Annotated in this window: 17 protein-coding genes; 3 read left to right on the forward strand and 14 right to left on the reverse strand. The window is 45.6% G+C overall.

Features of this window, described 5'->3' with window-relative positions:
* Positions 1 to 17 precede the first annotated feature (17 nt).
* The 8 genes from NLBNIHML_RS12510 to NLBNIHML_RS12545 all read right to left on the reverse strand — a co-directional run bounded on the left by NLBNIHML_RS12510 (position 18) and on the right by NLBNIHML_RS12545 (position 9,887).
* Positions 18 to 356, reverse strand: a complete 339-nt coding sequence (locus NLBNIHML_RS12510; RefSeq protein WP_036606989.1) for an STAS domain-containing protein — start codon at positions 354 to 356, stop codon at positions 18 to 20.
* 86 nt (positions 357 to 442) lie between these two features.
* Positions 443 to 2,119 carry a response regulator gene (locus tag NLBNIHML_RS12515; protein ID WP_494354476.1) on the reverse strand — a complete coding sequence of 559 codons (1,677 nt, stop codon included), beginning with the start codon at positions 2,117 to 2,119 and terminating at the stop codon, positions 443 to 445.
* 16 nt (positions 2,120 to 2,135) lie between these two features.
* A complete protein-coding gene (locus tag NLBNIHML_RS12520; RefSeq protein ID WP_017692270.1) occupies positions 2,136 to 3,008 on the reverse strand; it encodes a CheR family methyltransferase in 873 nt (290 codons plus the stop codon).
* An 86-nt stretch (positions 3,009 to 3,094) separates the two neighbouring features.
* Complete coding sequence (locus tag NLBNIHML_RS12525) at positions 3,095 to 6,820, reverse strand: response regulator (RefSeq protein ID WP_494354477.1); 3,726 nt, start codon at positions 6,818 to 6,820, stop codon at positions 3,095 to 3,097.
* Positions 6,817 to 7,986, reverse strand: coding sequence for a PP2C family protein-serine/threonine phosphatase (locus NLBNIHML_RS12530; protein ID WP_339257408.1), 1,170 nt, complete (start codon positions 7,984 to 7,986; stop codon positions 6,817 to 6,819). Before NLBNIHML_RS12530 ends, NLBNIHML_RS12525 begins: the two co-directional genes overlap by 4 nt.
* A gap of 350 nt (positions 7,987 to 8,336) precedes the next feature.
* Complete coding sequence (locus tag NLBNIHML_RS12535; RefSeq protein WP_124118114.1) at positions 8,337 to 8,681, reverse strand: YflT domain-containing protein; 345 nt, start codon at positions 8,679 to 8,681, stop codon at positions 8,337 to 8,339.
* Positions 8,682 to 8,775: 94 nt separating this feature from the next.
* Positions 8,776 to 9,309: a hypothetical protein gene (locus NLBNIHML_RS12540; RefSeq protein WP_339237732.1), complete on the reverse strand. Its 534-nt coding sequence runs from the start codon at positions 9,307 to 9,309 to the stop codon at positions 8,776 to 8,778.
* Positions 9,310 to 9,377: 68 nt separating this feature from the next.
* A complete protein-coding gene (locus NLBNIHML_RS12545; RefSeq protein WP_339257411.1) occupies positions 9,378 to 9,887 on the reverse strand; it encodes a DUF948 domain-containing protein in 510 nt (169 codons plus the stop codon).
* 219 nt (positions 9,888 to 10,106) lie between these two features.
* Here NLBNIHML_RS12545 and NLBNIHML_RS12550 point away from each other — a divergent pair, with 219 nt between their 5' ends.
* Together NLBNIHML_RS12550 and NLBNIHML_RS12555 are read left to right on the forward strand one after the other, a co-directional pair.
* Positions 10,107 to 10,271, forward strand: a complete 165-nt coding sequence (locus tag NLBNIHML_RS12550; RefSeq protein ID WP_017692264.1) for a DUF1328 domain-containing protein — start codon at positions 10,107 to 10,109, stop codon at positions 10,269 to 10,271.
* Between the two features lie 373 nt (positions 10,272 to 10,644).
* Positions 10,645 to 11,154 carry a hypothetical protein gene (locus tag NLBNIHML_RS12555; protein ID WP_339237736.1) on the forward strand — a complete coding sequence of 170 codons (510 nt, stop codon included), beginning with the start codon at positions 10,645 to 10,647 and terminating at the stop codon, positions 11,152 to 11,154.
* A 91-nt stretch (positions 11,155 to 11,245) separates the two neighbouring features.
* On the opposite strand, the gene NLBNIHML_RS12560 is transcribed toward NLBNIHML_RS12555, so the two are convergent.
* Positions 11,246 to 12,133, reverse strand: a complete 888-nt coding sequence (locus NLBNIHML_RS12560) for a cation diffusion facilitator family transporter (protein ID WP_494354478.1) — start codon at positions 12,131 to 12,133, stop codon at positions 11,246 to 11,248.
* Positions 12,134 to 12,422: 289 nt separating this feature from the next.
* Here NLBNIHML_RS12560 and NLBNIHML_RS12565 point away from each other — a divergent pair, with 289 nt between their 5' ends.
* Positions 12,423 to 12,611 carry a hypothetical protein gene (locus tag NLBNIHML_RS12565; protein ID WP_017692261.1) on the forward strand — a complete coding sequence of 63 codons (189 nt, stop codon included), beginning with the start codon at positions 12,423 to 12,425 and terminating at the stop codon, positions 12,609 to 12,611.
* Between the two features lie 114 nt (positions 12,612 to 12,725).
* On the opposite strand, the gene NLBNIHML_RS12570 is transcribed toward NLBNIHML_RS12565, so the two are convergent.
* The 5 genes from NLBNIHML_RS12570 to NLBNIHML_RS12590 form a co-directional block, all read right to left on the reverse strand.
* Positions 12,726 to 14,351, reverse strand: coding sequence for an ABC-F family ATP-binding cassette domain-containing protein (locus NLBNIHML_RS12570; protein ID WP_091038559.1), 1,626 nt, complete (start codon positions 14,349 to 14,351; stop codon positions 12,726 to 12,728).
* A gap of 215 nt (positions 14,352 to 14,566) precedes the next feature.
* Positions 14,567 to 15,616 carry an MBL fold metallo-hydrolase gene (locus NLBNIHML_RS12575; protein WP_472476360.1) on the reverse strand — a complete coding sequence of 350 codons (1,050 nt, stop codon included), beginning with the start codon at positions 15,614 to 15,616 and terminating at the stop codon, positions 14,567 to 14,569.
* A gap of 71 nt (positions 15,617 to 15,687) precedes the next feature.
* Complete coding sequence (gene cydS, locus NLBNIHML_RS12580; RefSeq protein WP_339237742.1) at positions 15,688 to 15,885, reverse strand: cytochrome bd oxidase small subunit CydS family protein; 198 nt, start codon at positions 15,883 to 15,885, stop codon at positions 15,688 to 15,690.
* An 8-nt stretch (positions 15,886 to 15,893) separates the two neighbouring features.
* Complete coding sequence (locus NLBNIHML_RS12585; protein ID WP_339257415.1) at positions 15,894 to 16,928, reverse strand: cytochrome d ubiquinol oxidase subunit II; 1,035 nt, start codon at positions 16,926 to 16,928, stop codon at positions 15,894 to 15,896.
* Positions 16,925 to 18,271 carry a cytochrome ubiquinol oxidase subunit I gene (locus tag NLBNIHML_RS12590; RefSeq protein ID WP_339237746.1) on the reverse strand — a complete coding sequence of 449 codons (1,347 nt, stop codon included), beginning with the start codon at positions 18,269 to 18,271 and terminating at the stop codon, positions 16,925 to 16,927. The genes NLBNIHML_RS12585 and NLBNIHML_RS12590 overlap by 4 nt, the downstream gene beginning before the upstream one ends.
* Between the last annotated feature and the right edge of the window lie 139 nt (positions 18,272 to 18,410).

Here is an 18,410-nt window from a genome sequence, read left to right on the forward strand (position 1 = left end):
CCTTTTTCGATCCTTTCCTATTGGGAATTCTTCTGAGTGACAAAGAATTTGGCGATGCCCGTCATGTCAAAAAGTTTCTGAATTTGCGCAGGAACTTCCTGTACTTCGAAGCGAGCTTCCATTCCATGTCTTGCCTTCAAAACAGATAACAGGATACCAATCCCTGTACTATCGATATACTTCAGTTCTTTCATGTTGATCACGAGATCCTGTTCCTTGTTATCCACCAGCGGCTCCATCACCAAGCGGAAGTCAGGAGCAACCGACAAATCCAGTTCGCCAGTCAGATACACCGTGCACACGCCGTCCTGTGTTTCGGTTCTTGCATTAAATTTTTCATTTTTGTTTGTATTCATTAGACATCTCTCTCCTGATCAATGGTTTCCTTACCTAATAACCCAACTTCAGCACGAGTGAAACAAAAAGGAGTTTGGAAATTGTTTCAATTGGCCTGATTCATAGCAGAAGGGCCTGAATTTAGCCTTTGTCGTTGTTTCTGAAACTGGGATATTTTCTGTTTTACATTGCCCATTTTGACTGGTTTACTAATATAATCATCCATACCTGCAGCCATACAGCGTTGCTGAATACCTTCCATCACGTTCGCAGTCATAGCTATAATGACCGGCTGATCGGACGGGGACAGGCTTTCTCGAATCCGCCGTGTACATTCCAAACCGTCCATAACAGGCATCTGCAGATCCATGAACACATAGTCATAGGGAGATGGGCTACCCTTCACCATATCGAGTGCGCTCTGCCCATCTTCAGCAATGTCTGAGAGCAACCCAAGTTTACCGAGCATAATCGACATCAACTTCTGGTTAATCGGATGATCATCCACAATTAATACCGTTGGATATTTATTCTCATTCTTTACATCCGTTAGATTCTCTTCCCCACTCCTCTGGACCAGTTCAGTTTCGACATAGCGTTTTGCCTGAATGGTAAATACAAACGTCGCTCCCCGTTGCTCTGTTGTATCCAGATAGATCTGTCCACCCATCATTTCAACCAGAGTCTTGCAGATTGCCAATCCCAAGCCAGTTCCACCGTATTTACGTGTCATTGATGTATCCAGCTGGGAAAACGGCTGAAACAGGCGGTCAACTTTGTCTGAAGCGATACCTATCCCGGTGTCTTTAACAGCAAACTCCAATGCCAGGTGTCCATCCTTTTCTTCCTTAACAGACACGATCAGATACACTCCACCGTGATCAGTAAATTTAATCGCATTGGCAATAAGATTCAACAGAACCTGACGCAACCTCGCCATGTCTCCGTAAATTAATTCAGGAACAGAATCTTCCAGGAAATAATCCAGTTCCAGATTCTTTTTGCCTGTTTCAGCAGCGAATAATCCCAGCACTTCACGGATACAGGAGACGATTTCAAAAGGATGCTCTTCCAGTTCCATTTTGCCGGATTCCATTTTGGTGAAGTCGAGAATGTCGTTGATGACCGTGACGAGTGCATCTGCACTGCGACGAACGATGTCTGCGTATTCTTTCTGATCGTCCTTCAGTTCCGTCTCCATCAGCAGATCCACCATACCGATGACACCGTTCATCGGGGTACGAATCTCATGGCTCATCATCGCCAGGAATTCGGTCTTCGCATTCGCTGCAATCTCCGCTTCTTCCTTGGCCTGAATGAGTTGTTGATTCATCTTCTCCAATTCCTGTGTCTTCTGGTGAAGCAGCATCGTCTGAGTCTTCAGTCGTTTATTGGTGATAAACATCTCTACAAATCCCTCGATTTTGGATTTCAAAATCTGAGGAATAAATGGTTTAACCATGTAATCAATAGCCCCGGCTGAATATCCGGCAAACAAATGCTCCGCTTCTCTGCTATTCGCAGAGATGAATATAATCGGCACATCCTTGGACTTGTCCCGTGCCTTAATTAATTTTGCTGTCTCAATTCCGTCCATTCCAGGCATCTGCACATCGAGAACGATAACCGCAAATTCGTCTTTTAGCAGACAGCGGAGTGCCTCTTCTCCAGAAGTTGCCTTAACGAGTTTATATTGTTCCGATTCCAGAACTGCTTCAAGAGCAAGCAAGTTCTCAGGGCGGTCATCTACCAATAATATGTGGATTGGTTCATTGAGCCCCATGGCTAACCCTAACCCCCTATTTGATCTTCCGGTATATTTTTTCGGTCCGGTCTAACGGCTCATAGGTATCACTGAACTCTGTAAAATGTATCGATTCTTTCGACCCTAGAACCAAAATACCAAAGTGGCTCAAGCTCTCATGAAACAGCCCATGCACATGGTTCCGCAGTTCATCATTAAAATAAATCATGACATTTCGGCAAAAGATAACATTAAACTCGTTAAATGACCGGTCTGTTGCCAGATTATGCTCGGCGAAAATGATGTTCTTCCTTAAAAAAGGATGAAATATCACCGAATTGTATTTCGCTGTATAGTACTCGGAGAAGGCTCTGGTACCCCCTGCCTCCAAATAATTTGTAGTAAATAGTTTCATCTTCTCAATACCGTATACGCCTTCTTTGGCCTGTTGCAAAGAGCGATCATTCATATCCGTTGCGTAGATTCTCGCCTTGTCATACAGTCCTTCCTCATGCAACATGATGGCCATGGAATAGACTTCCTCTCCGGTAGAGCAACCCGCATGCCATATTCGGATATACGGGTAGGTTCTCAGGATAGGAATAATCTTTTCCCGAAACATTCGGAAAAGCGAAGGATCTCGAAACATTTCCGTTACAGGGATGGATAAGTTCTGTACAAAACGGTCAAATGCGGAACGGTCATGAAGAACGCGCTCCTGCAAGCCGGATATGCTCTTAACACCTTCAGCATGTGCATGATGCCAGATTCTTCGTTTCAGGGACGGCAGTGCATAGTTTCTAAAATCATATCCATATAAACGGTGCATGCCTTCCAACAGCAACTCAATCTCGATCAGCTCGCGCTCTTCATCTTGCGGCATACGGACCAAATCTGCCCCCGTCTCGGTAGGTTCCCACGGTGTCATAAATTCTCTCCACTTCTTCATTTGTTACTTGCGTATTCGTCGTATTGTCTTTCATTACCCAAACAATGAACATACGAATAATGAACTTACGAATACAGCCATACGCGCATTAAGGATAACAATTGATCTGTCTGGATCGGTTTTTTCACATAATCAGATGCTCCGGCCTCAATACATTTGCCGCGATCCTCTTTCATGGCTTTCGCCGTGAGCGCAATAATAGGCAACTTTTCAAACTGCGGGATCTGTCTGATTCGTGTCATCGCTTCATAACCATCCATTTCTGGCATCATCATATCCATCAGTACCAGATCAAATTCCGGATTTTTCTCTAAAATCTCCAGAGCCTCACGGCCATTTTCTGCAAATGTTACATCCATTCGATAGCCTTCAAGGACACTTGAAAGAGCAAATACATTACGGATATCGTCATCTACAAGCAATATCTTTTTGCCTTCAAACAACGTTTCCTTGTTGTGTAACTTCTGCAAGATGCGACGCTTGTCTTCCGGCAGATTGGCTTCAACCCGGTGCAGGAACAATGTGGTTTCGTCCAGCAGACGTTCCGGAGACTTCACATCCTTGATAATGATGGATTCCGCATATTTGCGCAGCTTCATTTCTTCCTTGGAATCCAGTTCTTTGCCTGTATAAATTATAATCGGCAGATCGTTCAGATATTCATCATCCCGAATCTGGTCGAGCAACTCAAAACCGGTCATATCCGTTAACATCAGATCCAGTACCATGCAGTCATAACGCTGGCTGTGTAATTCATTCAATGCCTCGCTACCTGTGGATACTGCCGTAATTGCAACATCGTCATGACCAATCAATTCAATAATGGCTTTACGCTGAATTTCATCATCTTCCACAATCAACAGTCGTTTCAACTGATTCTCGGTATAGGATTTGATATGCGAGAAAGCCTTATCCAGTGAATCCTTGCTTGAAGGTTTTTTCAGATACGCAATGGCGCCCATCATCAAACCTTGCTTCATATCATCAATGACTGAGATGACATGTACCGGGATGTGACGTGTTGCCGAACTGCTCTTCAGTTCACCCAGAATGGTCCAACCGTCCATAACAGGCAGTTGAATATCAAGGATGATGGCATCCGGCAGATACTGACGGGCCATGTCCAGACCTTTATCCCCTTGAAGGGCAACAAGTGCTTTGAATCCTCTTCCTCTCGCCATATCCATCAAAATATGTGCAAAGTTCACATCATCCTCAATGATAAGAAGGATTTTGTCACCTTCCATGAGATTCTCCCGATCATCTTCGATCTGCGTGACATCCGGAGTATGGCTAGGAGACAGATCTGTACCCACGCTTCGCTCTGGATCAGGAGATAGGATGGACTGATGACTTGAGAGCATGGTCCGTGTTTCGAAGGATTGTTCATAAAGCTCCTCTGAGGATACAGCTGCTTCTTTTGAAGCCCCTTCCTCCGCCAGTGCTTCCTCTTCATGATTATCCGGCAGGTACAAGGTAAAGCAGCTACCCTCGCCTTCGGAAGATTCCACCTGTATTGCGCCACCAAGCAAACGTGCCAGCTCCCTGCTAATGGACAATCCCAGGCCAGTTCCACCGTATTTGCGACTTGTGGTCCCATCTACCTGCTGGAATGCTTCAAAGATCAGATCCGTCTTGTCCGAAGGAATGCCAATGCCCGTATCTTTCACACTGAATCCGAGATATTCCTGATTGGTGTTCATATATCCCGGGAGTTCTTCCGGTTTCATCCGTCGTCCAATCAGACTAACCGAACCACGATTGGTAAACTTAAATGCGTTTGATAACAAGTTCCGCAAAATCTGTTTGACACGATGACTGTCTGTGTACACCCATTCCGGTAAGTCGCTGTCGAATTCGATGTTCAAGTTCAGCTCTTTTTTATTTGCCATCGGTCCAAAGTTTTGCTGAACAAAGCTGGTCAGCTCTTCCATTCGAACCGTCTCATAATTGATATCCATCTTACCAGCATCCACTTTGGACAGGTCCAGAATCTCATCAATCATCTTCAGCAGATCCGCACCCGACATGTAGATGGTTTGGGCATATTCCTGCTGTTTATCAGTCAGGTTTCCACCCTTGTTCTCCGACAATAGCTGAGACAAAATGAGCAGACTATTCAGTGGTGTACGAAGTTCATGTGACATATTCGCCAAAAATTCGGACTTATACTTGCTTGTCATCGACAGTTGCGTAGCTTGTTGTTCCAACTGTGTCTTTGTTTTCTCAATTTCGTCATTTTTCTCTTCAACTTCACGTACCTGCTCTTCAAGTGCCCGCGTTTTGGCAATAAGCTCCGTGTTGTAATGCTCCAGTTCTTCTTGCTGACGCTGCAACAATTCCTCCGAGCGTTTAAGTGCTTCTGTCTGCTCCTCCAGATTCTCATTGGAGCGACGCAGTTCTTCCTGTTGTGTCTGCAGTTCTTCCGATTGAACTTGTAGTTCCTCTGTAAGTGCCTGGGATTCACGAAGCAGTTCCTCAACACGTAAACGACGACGAACGTTGTTCAAAATAACACCCAAGTTCATGATCAGTTGGGCAAACAATTGTTTATGCTGTTCAGTGAACCCTTCAAAGGAAGCCAGTTCAACAACACCAATCAGTTCATCTTCAAACACGACAGGATAGATCATGATACCTGCAGCACGTGTTGAACCTGAAGCTGATCCAATATGCACATAATCCTCTGGTGTATTCTCCAGAATAATAGGCGTCATATCCAGTGCGGCCTGACCAATCAGACCTTCACCGATTCGGTACATTTCCTTTCCAACGTCTTCGTTCTCTTCGAATGCGTATGCACCGTAACGTCTCAATTCGTCGGGATGTTTCTCCTCATCAATCAGATAGACGACCCCCAATTGAGCGCCAAGGACCGGTGTGAACTCGCTGATAAACATTTGTGAGATTTGACGAATGGAGCCAATTCCACGAAGTAGCTCAGGAACTCTTGCGATGTTGGAGTTCATCCAGTTTTGATCCTGCTGAGCCTGTACGTAAGCCTTCTCAACTTCCAGTTTTTCTTCCAGATCACTGGACACATCTTTGAAAACACTGGCAATCTGACCAATTTCGTCAGTGGATTTGACCTGAATACGCCGGATGGTACGGTAACGACCTTTACCGAAACTGGTAATCATCATGGATACCGTATTCAAACCTCGAGTGATGCTTGGCAGTACCCACATGATCACTCCCAGAGCAAGCAACAATCCCGCAATCATGATGCTTATCGTAATCTGCACCGCTCTTGTATAGGCAGCGTTAGCGCTCTTGATCTCGGCATCAATCTCTTGATCCTGGTATCGGGAGAGGGCATTCAAACTATCTACGGCTTCTTTCTGCACCGCGAGCCCTGTTGAATTGCGGTAGTTATTTGCATCTTCTACCCTTCCTTGAGACATCAGGCTAATCTGTCTCGTGGCATAGTCTGTATACGCGCCCCATGCAGTATTCACACGATCCACCAACTGATGTTCAGGTGCACTGTCCGCACGGTTTCTTACCTCTGCGAGGTAACCCTCCCCCCGATCTTTCATGTCTTTCAGGTCACCGTCCGCAGCAGCAGTCGAATTATTAGGATTCAACAACAAGTTAGCCAGCACTTTAGCAATGTCATTAACCTCTCCGCGCGCTGCTGAAGTGAACCGTACTTTGAGATAACGTTCCTGATACATCTGATCAATCTGTTGATTACTGCTGTTTAGCCGTTCATAACTCACAAACGTGAGCACGATCAAAATAGCCATCAGAGCGGTAAATCCAACCAGCAGTTTATTTCTGATCTTCATTCAGTATCCGCTCCTTTTTCCAGCGTAATCCAGACCAGACACTTGTCATCATCACGTTCCTGTGAAATCTCGTCGTCAAAAAACAGTGCCTGCATGGCATCTTCATTCCATTGATGTGAACCGCTCAGTTTTTCGACCAGGAATTCATGTTGTTCCTCCTGTCCACCCTGAACAGTTTCCAATAATCCATCTGTATAAAGCGCAATATGTCCATCGCCCTGATAATGGATCGTTTGTGGCTCAATATCCATTTTGTCAAATAAACCAACAGGACAGCAGACGCTGTCAAAAGTAGTGACACTGCCGTCATCTTGGAAGAATAACGCAGGCGGATGCCCTGCGTTGACATAATCAATACGCTTCATCCGTGTATCCACAACCAGGTAAATTGCGGTGAAATAGTACTGTACCAATTGTTTCCCTAAATGGAGCTGATTGAAGCGACGGTTCAACTCCTGAATAACCTTCTCTGGATCGACGTAGGTGGTCACTGTATCTTTCAAGACAGAAGCGATAAACATCGTAAACAGGGATGAAGATATCCCATGTCCCATCATATCGAGCAACAATACACCATAACGCCCTTCCCCGAGCGGATACCATGAATACAAGTCACCTGCAAGCTCAAAAGAAGGTTTATAGATGGCATGCACTTGGAACAACGGGTCCCTAATTGCCGGACTTAATACAGCATTTTGAACCATTGCTGCCAACTTGAGTTCATCCTGAATACGTTGATCTCGCTCTTTATGCCAATCCTTCTCCTGTTTCAAACGAAGTGCGAGTCGAATTCTGGCCATCAGTTCGACTTTATTAATCGGTTTGGTCACATAGTCAGATGCACCTGCATCCAATGCTTCGGCAAGTTTCTTGGAGTCTCCGATGGCAGTCACCATAATAATCGGTATATCCTTCAAATTTTCAAATTTTTGCACAATACTGCAGGCTTCGATACCGTCCATCTCGGGCATCATCATATCTAACAAAATCAGGTCAATATCCGACGGTCTTGGACGAAGTTCGTTGCTTTCCTCCCCAATTCCCAACACTTCGAACATTTCCATGGCGGAACTCGCCGTTACAATGTCACGATAGTTCTCTTTTTTCAGAATTTCTCGAATGATAATGACATTCGTCGGATTGTCGTCAACAATAAGTATTCTCATTGATATCTCCTTATCTGTGGCGTCCGGGTTTGTCGATTCTTATTAGGTAAAAACGAACGTTAATTATACAAATTTTTCATACAAAACGGCAGTAGACATAATAATTCCTAGTATAACTATAATCGTAAAAACAAAAAAACTCTATCAGTAAATGGCACCATCACGGGTAATCTTCACCGCTTTTCGCCCTGTTTTTGCAGCGTCCTGATCCCGCTTCCAAACTTGCAAAAACATAGATAAGGAATGGGGAAAGCCCCATTCCTTATCTATGTTTTTGATTAAGCATTTTACCTAAGTGATTCAGAAGCTTGTCCATGTTCAGCAAACTTCAACTTGTACCGCTATATGGATCAATCTTTCTTTTTAGCAATGACGAGTACTTTACCTTTGTCCAACTCACTCTCGTAAAAGTCAGCTTCGGCTTCAGTAAAGCCCATCGAAACAATTTTGGCCCGGAGTTCATCACCGCGTGAGCGGAACAGATTCGCCATGGAATCAAATACGCCTTCTTCCTTTATGCCAATTTCTTTGGCATCTGCTGTATCGGCAATTCGATCTGTACGATCCTTCTCATGGGCGAGAACAAAGATATGATCAGCAAGGTATCCGGTAATCTGCAATTCTTTCACCGCTTCTACCGCTTGGACTCCGTTTTCTACCACTTTTGCATAAGCTTGCTCATTGGTTGAATTCATCGTTTCCACTCTCCTCTGATTTAATCTTCTGTATCGAGCTAATTAGTATATAACCATACAATTTGGAATTGAAACGATTTCGTATTAACCAATATCAGGATACGGTATCATCAAAAAGATCAATGCCATCAATCTGGCTAGAGCCTGACTTCATATATACCTTTAGCGCCTGATCTCCACGGAGAAATACTTCTCCGTCCTCGGCCACATAGTATGGTTTCCCAAGAGCATGATGGATCGCTTCAATCTTCATCTCGATCCTCTCTCCGTTTAACATGATGTGATCTTCAGATGCATCGATATGCACATATTGAATGACATCTGTATCTTCACACAAGCCAACCTTCACATCACGAAAGTGATATTCAGGACATCCCAGATAAGGATCTTCCTGTTTATACACCGCCTGGCCCTTCTTGGCCGACAAGTCATCTATGGTGTCATCCAAAGAAATGCCATTCAGAGTCCGAAAATGCTGGAAAGTCTCGGATCGATCAACAGCCAGAGTTACCTCTGACGCCTTCTCCTCCATTGCCGTCCATTGCATATCGTGAGCAGCGGGTACCGCTGCCGGTTGAACGGAAAAGGGAGAAATTACGCTAAACATCACAAGCAGTAGTTTCATCATGATTCTCACCCTTTCATCAGGTTCATCACCGCTCTGAAGGTTTCTTCATGGATTACAAAGCGATCATGTTATTTACGCATTCGTTGCCATACATTCGCGGCAACATCGACATACTTCATCCAGTTCTTCCCGCCCTTAGCATCACCATTATATGTAGCTTCATAGGATTGCAAGGTACGATCCGTTGATGTAGCAGGTGGTGCCGTTACATGAGACGGTTCAGCGTGCGTTTTATCTTCGGCATGGTTTCGTTTCGTCTGAAATCTGGCCATCAGCGTCGTGGAGACTTGTTTGGCTGCCGCCGTCACTTCATTCAACACTTCACCAAGATTCTCAACAGATTCCATCACAGGATCAATTTTTTTCATTTTGTGCTGGACATCCACCGTAATATCATTGGCGTGTCTTACCGTTTGCTTCACTTCATAACTAAGTTCATCAATGGTCTTCTGTACCTCCTGCAATGTCTGTGAGACATTGTCCAAGGAACCCTGAGCGGATTTCAAGGTACGAATTAAAAAGAAAACAAGGACTGCAAATGCCACTGCAATCAGGGCCACGCTAATTTGATAGATCATAGAAGAACCTCACTTTCCATATGTGCATCAGTTTGTTATTGCTATAGTTACCCGGCGTTTTCCCGGACGAAACAAAATTTCATGTTACTTCAAATATGCTCACGCTTGGAAAAAAAACCAATGTTTCAACTGGATATGCCTCGGTTAAAGTTAGACTACACAGGGCGGTGAGGTGAACACAACTCACTCCACAATCAAGTAACGAAAGGATGAAACCTTATGTTGAAATGGTCTGTATTATTTCTAATTATTGCACTGGTCGCAGGTATTTTTGGATTCTTCGGTATTGTTGAAGCAGCTGCTTCAATCGCGAAAGTACTCTTCTTCATCTTTGTTGTACTGTTCGTCATCTCCCTCATTACGGGACGCAGCCGAATGCGATAAACTCAGCTCTAATTGGACTGAGTCATATTAACGAATACATACAAAAGCCGATCGTGCTACCAAGCCGATTGGCTTTTGTGCGTTTTTTAGGCATAGGTCAACTTTTCTATATTATGTATTGCACTCCCTCCTGCTTTATTCCAAACTTCACTCCCATGAATTCCATAAAATTAGGACTTATTTGAGATAGCCAACCCGGTTTTATCCCACCGAAGTATGATATTTACAGGCTTGCTATATACCCACATATGCGCCAGTTGACACTGGAGAATGCAAGAAAATATTGTTATAATTTGTGATTCATAAGGTAGCTCGCTTGGTTACTTTTAACACAGGACAACAAATTACATACCTAACCGAGGAGGAAAAACAAATGAAAAAAATCGTAAGTTTTGCCGCTGCTTTAACGTTGATGGGTTCGATGGCTGCCGCTGCTGGTGCTGAGGAAGCGGTTACCGGAACGGTGACTCCCGAAAATGGAACAGAAGCTACAACAACGACAACAACTCCGGCTGTTGAAGTGAACAAACCTGCTGTAGACACCGTAGAAGGTACTGCTGAGACAGTAACCGGTACAACAACAGACACTACAGGTGCAACAGGTACTTCGACAACAACTGAAACTCCAGCTACAACTACAGATGATAAAATGTTTGAAGAGCCACTTGTAAAACCAGGCGATGAAGTTCTGGCACCTACAATGTTGCTGAACCTTCTGGAGCGCACTTGGTTCTATGATGCACCTAACGGTAAACCAATCGGTGCATTGAGCTCCCAAGTCATCGATACAACAGGTGAAGTGGTTGACGGATTCGACGGTGGCGAGTGGGTGCAAGTGTACACTTGGAAAGGCAAAGCGTGGATCCACGTTGCCATCCAGTAACATCGTATAATCGTTCTAACGATAAGTAAAGAGGACAGCCCGCACAATCGCGGCTGTCCTCTTTTGATTTTCCAGGATGTTCACTCCCTGTTCAAGGGTTCCCTGTGACTTCTTCAGTCTTTGGTTCAACATGTACATGTACATGCATGATGTTATGCGATCGCTTCAGACGCTCTTCCACTCTGTCACAGATTTGATGGCCTTCAATCAAGGTTAGGCCTCCATCCACTTCGATAACCACATCCACAAGTACATGACTTCCATGCACACGTGCCTTGACATCCTTGATTTTCTCAACACCGGGAACACGAGCTACGGAGGATCTGAGATCCGTCAGCTCTTTTTGATCAAATCCATCGGTAAGACGATGGGTAGAATCCCGAAAAATCTCCCAAGCCGTCTTGCAGATTAACAGACTTACAGCAATGGCAGCTACTTTATCCAACCACGGGAGTCCGAACTGCGCACCTATAATTCCCACGGCAGCGCCTATGCTGACCCAGGCATCCGAACGATTATCTTTTGCCGCGGCCATCAGGGCCTGACTATTAATCTGTTTAGCCAGACGGTGATTGTAACGATACACGCCTAACATCACCACAGCACAGACTACAGCCACAGCTGCCGCCCAGAGGTTTGGAGCAACAAAGGCTCCCTCATACCAGGAGCGAACCGCTTCAACCAATACTTGCAGCCCAACCATAGCCATAATAAATGAAGCCACCAAAGCAGCAACAGTCTCCGCTCTAAAATGACCATAGGCATGATCCGAATCAGGTGGTTTCTGGGAGATCCGAAGCCCGATCAATACAGCAACAGATGCCACAATATCCGTAAGGTTATTAAAACCATCGGCCAACAAGGCGCTGGAAGCAAATACATATCCACAGATCAGCTTAAAGGCGGACAAGACGAGATAGGCTACAATACTAACCCAAGCCCCTCGCTCCCCTTTTCGAATTTCTTCATAAGCGTTCAACCGGGCGACACTCCTTTAACGTTTCGTATTACGGTTTTTTCATGTTACCAAATGCGGAGCGTGTGGGTCTACAGAAACAGTGTTGCCAGGCTGCATTGCTGTAGGCAAGCCGAAACAAAGTTGCCAGACGGCAGGGCTGTAGTTAATGAGAAAGAATGTTGGCCTGGGTAAAACCAAAGGTTTTGAGCATTTTATCAGGTTGCCCTTGTGGGGCTTTTATAAAACGTATAAAATAGGTACATCCCGTCCAATCTGGACGGCTTACTGTAAGACCGGGAGGGAAATAACGATGAGCGAAAATAACGAACCGAAAAAGGTCAGTTTGCAGGATGCTATACGCCAAAAGCTGGCGCAAAAGAAAGAACAAGCAAATTCCGGTAACCAATCCAGCGCCTACTTTGAAGGCGGACCCAAAGCGATGAAGAGTCAAAACAACAAGAAGCCTAACAACCAACGTCGCCGTACTGGTGGATCTTAGGTCTTAAGGCCGCAGAGAAACCCATTAGATTACAAAAAGAACCGCAAGCCCTCTTCACAGAGGCTTGCGGTTCTTTCGTGTTCCTATGAAAATGCGCCGTAGATGATGCTTCGTTTAAGCTTCTACCGGATACATTTTATTGCGCAGTTCTTTGATTTCATCACTTTCCAGATACTCGTCATAGCTCATTTGGCGATCAATGATGCCATTCGGCGTAATTTCGATAATCCGGTTAGCAATGGTTTGAATGAACTGATGGTCATGGGATGTGAACAGCATAGTGCCGTCAAAATCAATCATACCATTGTTCAGCGCTGTGATGGATTCGAGATCCAAGTGGTTCGTAGGCTCATCCAGAATCAATGCGTTAGCACCCGTCTGCATCATTTTCGCCAGCATACAGCGAACTTTCTCTCCCCCGGAGAGTACACTTGCCTTTTTCAGGGATTCCTCACCAGAGAACAGCATACGTCCCAAGAATCCACGCAAATACGTTTCATCCTGATCTTTGGAATATTGACGGAGCCAATCCACGAGCGTCATGTCTACACCATCAAAATATTTGGAGTTGTCTTTCGGGAAATAAGCTTGAGTTGTGGTTACACCCCAAGTGTATTCGCCGCTATCCAATTCCGTTTCACCCATCAGAATATCAAACAGTAGTGACTTGGCATTCCCGTTTGGTCCAACAAATGCAATTTTATCCCCTTTGTTCACGACAAAGCTGATATCATTCAGCATTTTTACACCATCAATGGATTTGCTGATGCGATCTACGGTCAACAATTGTTTACCGGCTTCACGCTCAGGCTTGAAGTTGATAAACGGATATTTACGGTTCGAAGGACGAAGGTCATCCAGCGTGATTTTGTCGAGTTGTTTCTTCCGGGAAGTTGCCTGTTTCGATTTCGAAGCATTCGCGGAGAAACGTTGAATAAAGGCTTGAAGCTCTTTAATCTTCTCTTCTTTTTTCTTGTTGGCATCACGTTGCAACGCAAGTGCCAATTGGCTGGACTCGTACCAGAAGTCATAGTTACCTACGTACAGCTGGATTTTACCAAAGTCGATATCCGCAATGTGCGTACATACTTTGTTCAGGAAGTGACGGTCATGGGATACCACAATAACAGTACCTTCATAGTCCATCAAGAAGTTCTCAAGCCATTGAATGGATTCGAGATCCAAGTGGTTGGTAGGCTCATCGAGCAACAGGTTGTTTGGACGACCAAACAATGCTTGTGCAAGCAGGACACGAACTTTTTCGTTACCACTTAGTTCATTCATTTTCTTATCGTGCATGTCACGGTCGATACCCAGACCGATCAGGAGTGCCGCTGCATCCGGCTCAGCATCCCAGCCATTAAGCTCTGCAAATTCACCTTCAAGCTCACCTGCACGCAGTCCGTCTTCTTCTGTGAAGTCTGCTTTGGCATACAGTGTATCTTTTTCTTTCATAATGGCATAGAGGCGACTATGGCCCATAATTACCGTTTCGAGAACCGGATACTCATCATATTCAAAGTGGTTTTGCTTCAAAACGGCCATACGTTCGCCCGGGGTGATGTGCACCTCTCCCGAGTTTGACTCAATTTCACCGGACAAAATTTTCAAAAATGTTGATTTGCCGGCTCCATTGGCGCCGATGAGGCCGTAACAGTTTCCTGGTGTGAATTTGATATTTACATCTTCAAAAAGTGCACGTTTTCCGTAGCGGAGCGTGATGCCGCTTGTACTGATCATTAAGCATACCATCCTTTATTGGTTAATCTGCATACTGCATGAATAGCAAGTTGCGTAAATCCTGGATTCAATATCCCGATGCCTATTCTGGCACCATATTATAACACAAAAAAGCGGCAAATTCGAAAATTGGCCGCTTTTTACTGATTAAAGACTTGGTAAAAATACTGTTCATGCGGGTATACCCCTACATTAACATATTTGGCTCCCTTTTGTTAGTCCTGTTTACCTTCTTCATGCCGAATGCGAAGCGTTTCGCCATGACCAAGCACCCGAATCCGCTCTTTACCAATGCCTAGCCGTTCACGTTCAACTTCCAGACGATCCAGTGCTTCCTTAGGCGTATCATCTGCCAGCTTGAATGTGCCGTAGTGCATGGGCACCATAAGCTGGGAGCCGGTTTCAACGAACCCCTGTAGTGCTTCTTCAGGTGTCACATGCTGAGAAGTCATGAACCATTCTGGATCGTAAGCACCGATGGGCATCAGGGTAATACCAATGTCAAAGCGCTCTCCAATCGTCTTAAACCCCTGGAAGTAACCTGTATCCCCTACAAAATACAACACAGGCGGGCCACCCGAATCTTTGGGTGATTTGTTCTTCCCTGATTCCGCCGTGGATGAATGATCCTGATCTCTCTTTGTTGCAGCACTTTCCGCTGCAGAGGTCGTCGCTAGATGATGCTGTTCCAACACATAACCGCCCCAGTGGGACGTATTGGTATCGAACAGCGTCCGGCGCGTCCAGTGCTGTGCAGGGACAAAGGTTATTTTGACTCCGCCGAGTGTAATATGTTCCCACCACTTCATCTCATGGCACCGATGGAAACCTTTGCGAATCATCTTGCGCTTCAGACCATCAGGTACGATCAGCAATGTCTTGGCGGTAATCAGCTTCCGTAGGGAAGCCAGATGCAGATGATCATAGTGAGAATGGGATATCAGAATGACATCCAATGGTGGAATATCCTGAATCGGAATCCCCGGGGCACCGAGTCTTCGTTGAAATCCCATTTTTTCGGCCCACACCGGGTCAGTCACGATGTTCAATCCATAATATTGAATGAAAAACGTGGAGTGACCAATCCAGGTAATACTCGTGTCCTCCCGATTGGCATGCAGATAATCCAGTTCAGGCGGGTGTTTGGGCACGGTGTAGGAGTAGTCCTTCACTTTATTGCGCCGCTGCTCCCTCCATTGCTTGAATTCCTTCAGCGTTTTGTCCGTACTTACATTATCAATGTTGTTATAACGGATTTTAGGCATGAAAGGGTCATCCTCCCTTCCTGATTTCTTAACAACAGATTACCCCAAACGGGAATGCACGTACCAGTTAATCAATCCTTCGGATTTTTGCATACGGCCAGATATATGAACAGAAAGACAATCGCAGCCATAATGATAAGTGGCGGGGCATACATAATCGTGAATGTCTCAAAAAAACTCAACCCGGTTATACCGGGTATCCCCGTGACACCCTCAGAAGATAGTGGATACAGCAAGGGAGTCATAAGTAGGAACATGTTCAGCAGCATGAACAGACTCATCCTTTCTTTTTACCAGAATTACCACGTACATAATTGGCATCGAACAGGAACAGCTTCATAATCAGCACAAGCGACGGAATCAGCACGAGCAGCCCCAGGCTGAACGCCGTAATCAGTGCAATCCCCATCGTACGATTAGTAAAGCTGTCATAGATATTAATGTAGGGATACAGGATATACGGAAGGTGGGATCGCCCGTAACCATACCAGGCAAAGGCAAACTGAAGCATGACAGCGATAAAACACCAGCCCAGATATTTGCGTTTCCACACCAGCGACACCGCAATGACAAAGCAGATAAACGAAGCAATGAACATCCATGAGATATTCACCATCTGCTCAAAATGTGCGGGATTCTGTTTGTTAATCTGCAGAAATGCCAGAAAACTCGCAAAAATGGTGGGCAAGCTCCACAGCAATGCATACTCTCGAAGCACCTCAAATGCCGGCTCATCCCCTGCCCGTTTTGCATAATAGGAAAGAAACATCGCCGAGATGTACAGCACACTGACCAGTGCAAGCAAAACAACCGACCAGGTATAGGGATTCGTCAAAAATTCACGCCAGCGAAAAAACACCTCTTCGCCCACCTGCTCAATGATTCCACCCTCGGATATCGCCAAAATGGTGGAGAATACCGCCGGAATAAGCAAGCCCGTCGCTCCGTACAATGCCATGTAGATCCGGCTGTTCTGCCCATGGTTGCCATAAGTATTGTAGGCGTAATACACCCCCCGGATGGCAAGCAGTACAATGGCCAAAGAACCCGGCACCAGCAAGGCAGTCCCATAGTAGAAGGCGCTGTCCGGATAAAACCCGACCAGTCCGACCACAAAAAAGATCAGAAACACATTCGTCACTTCCCACACGGGAGACAGGTAGCGCTGAATGATGTTATGAATTTTGTTCTCGTGCCCGGTCAAAATGCTGTAAAAGCTGAAGAACCCAGCACCAAAATCAATTGAAGCGACAATCAGGTAACCGAACAAAAACGTCCACAATATCGCAATGCCTGCAATTTCGAAACTCAATGCACGATCCCTCCTTCAAGCCCCAGAGACGCCAGTTCCTTCTCTGCTTCCTTGTTGCGGAACAGCTTGCTGAGCACTCGAATGCACGAGAAACATAGAATCAGATACAGTAAAATAAACAACACCAGCATCCATCCTACCGAAGTCGACGTCGTGGCTGCTTCCGACACCTTCATATACCCGCGTAAAATCCAAGGCTGTCTGCCAACTTCAGCGAACATCCACCCCAGCTCGATTGCAATCATGGCCAGAGGACCCAGCAAGACAATGCCGAGCAACAGCCATTTGGGATATGGCTTGCGCCCTGGCAACCACCGACGCAGTACATATAACACAGGAATCATCAGGATGATCACTCCGGTTGTGACCTTCAGGTCGAACATATAATGAATGGACAGTGGTGGCCTCAGATCCGCTGGATATTCTTCGAGACCTTTCACTTCCGTATCAGGACGATTCCCCGCCAAAATGCTGAGTGCATAAGGAATCTCAATGGCGTATTTTACTTCATTGTTCTCATCCAAAATGCCCCCATAGACAAGCGGTGCCTCTTTCATCGTCTTGAAATGCCATTCTGCGGCAGCCAGCTTCTCCGGCTGATATTTCGCCAGGAATTTACCGGAAGAGTCCCCGATCATGACGGTACTGATGGCAAAGACAAGCGCAGATACCGTCGTGAGTTTTAGTGCTTTTTTGTAATACACATGATCCCGTCCCCGAAGCAAACTGAAGGCGGCTATCCCCGCCAGGATACCTGCACTTAGAGTGTAGGATGAGGCGAGTACATGGGACACCTTGGTTGGTGTTGCCGGATTCAACATGGCAGCAATCGGATGAATGTCCTTCATGATGCCATTAATCAGGGTGAACCCCTGAGGCTGATTCATGAAGGAGTTCACCGTCGTAATGAAAATCGCAGAGGCAGATGAACCAAGAGCTACCGGAATCAACAACAGCATATGCGTGTATTTTTTTTTGAAACGATCCCATGTATAGAGGTAAATTCCCAGAAATATCGCCTCGATAAAAAAGGCAAACGTCTCCATAAAAAGTGGCAGGGCAATGGCCTGACCTGCTACCCGCATAAACATCGGCCACAGCAGACTAAGCTGTAATCCGATCGAGGTGCCTGTAACGACACCAACGGCAACGGTGATGACAAAACCTCGTGCCCACCGACGTGCCAGCAAGGTGTAATGCATATCATTGGTTCGTAGTCCTCGCCACTCGGCCAAAGCAATCATAAGGGGAACGCCTACACCGATAGAGGCAAAAATAATGTGTACGAACAGGGTCAGACCGGTTAGTATCCGGCTGAGCAAAACAGGGTCCAGGGATGACATGGTTACACTCCTCTTTCACATAATCGTTATGTACGACAGCAGTTACTCTGCTTGAACGTGTATCTCAATAACTCATGATTCGGATGATGCTTTTCACAACGGCATACAGCACAATCACAGCGGCAACCAGACAGACGAT

The sequence above is a fragment of the Paenibacillus sp. JNU01 genome, from assembly GCF_059130585.1.

Excerpts from the sequence above, each read along its gene's own strand:
- NLBNIHML_RS12510 (WP_036606989.1), bottom strand. The coding sequence starts at position 356 with ATGAATACAAACAAAAATGAAAAATTTAATGCAAGAACCGAAACACAG.
- NLBNIHML_RS12515 (WP_494354476.1), bottom strand. The coding sequence starts at position 2,119 with ATGGGGCTCAATGAACCAATCCACATATTATTGGTAGATGACCGCCCT.
- NLBNIHML_RS12520 (WP_017692270.1), bottom strand. The coding sequence starts at position 3,008 with ATGACACCGTGGGAACCTACCGAGACGGGGGCAGATTTGGTCCGTATG.
- NLBNIHML_RS12525 (WP_494354477.1), bottom strand. The coding sequence starts at position 6,820 with ATGAAGATCAGAAATAAACTGCTGGTTGGATTTACCGCTCTGATGGCT.
- NLBNIHML_RS12530 (WP_339257408.1), bottom strand. The coding sequence starts at position 7,986 with ATGAGAATACTTATTGTTGACGACAATCCGACGAATGTCATTATCATT.
- NLBNIHML_RS12535 (WP_124118114.1), bottom strand. The coding sequence starts at position 8,681 with ATGAATTCAACCAATGAGCAAGCTTATGCAAAAGTGGTAGAAAACGGA.
- NLBNIHML_RS12540 (WP_339237732.1), bottom strand. The coding sequence starts at position 9,309 with ATGATGAAACTACTGCTTGTGATGTTTAGCGTAATTTCTCCCTTTTCC.
- NLBNIHML_RS12545 (WP_339257411.1), bottom strand. The coding sequence starts at position 9,887 with ATGATCTATCAAATTAGCGTGGCCCTGATTGCAGTGGCATTTGCAGTC.
- NLBNIHML_RS12550 (WP_017692264.1), top strand. The coding sequence starts at position 10,107 with ATGTTGAAATGGTCTGTATTATTTCTAATTATTGCACTGGTCGCAGGT.
- NLBNIHML_RS12555 (WP_339237736.1), top strand. The coding sequence starts at position 10,645 with ATGAAAAAAATCGTAAGTTTTGCCGCTGCTTTAACGTTGATGGGTTCG.
- NLBNIHML_RS12565 (WP_017692261.1), top strand. The coding sequence starts at position 12,423 with ATGAGCGAAAATAACGAACCGAAAAAGGTCAGTTTGCAGGATGCTATA.
- NLBNIHML_RS12570 (WP_091038559.1), bottom strand. The coding sequence starts at position 14,351 with ATGATCAGTACAAGCGGCATCACGCTCCGCTACGGAAAACGTGCACTT.
- NLBNIHML_RS12575 (WP_472476360.1), bottom strand. The coding sequence starts at position 15,616 with ATGCCTAAAATCCGTTATAACAACATTGATAATGTAAGTACGGACAAA.
- cydS (WP_339237742.1), bottom strand. The coding sequence starts at position 15,885 with ATGCTGCTGAACATGTTCCTACTTATGACTCCCTTGCTGTATCCACTA.
- NLBNIHML_RS12590 (WP_339237746.1), bottom strand. The coding sequence starts at position 18,271 with ATGTCATCCCTGGACCCTGTTTTGCTCAGCCGGATACTAACCGGTCTG.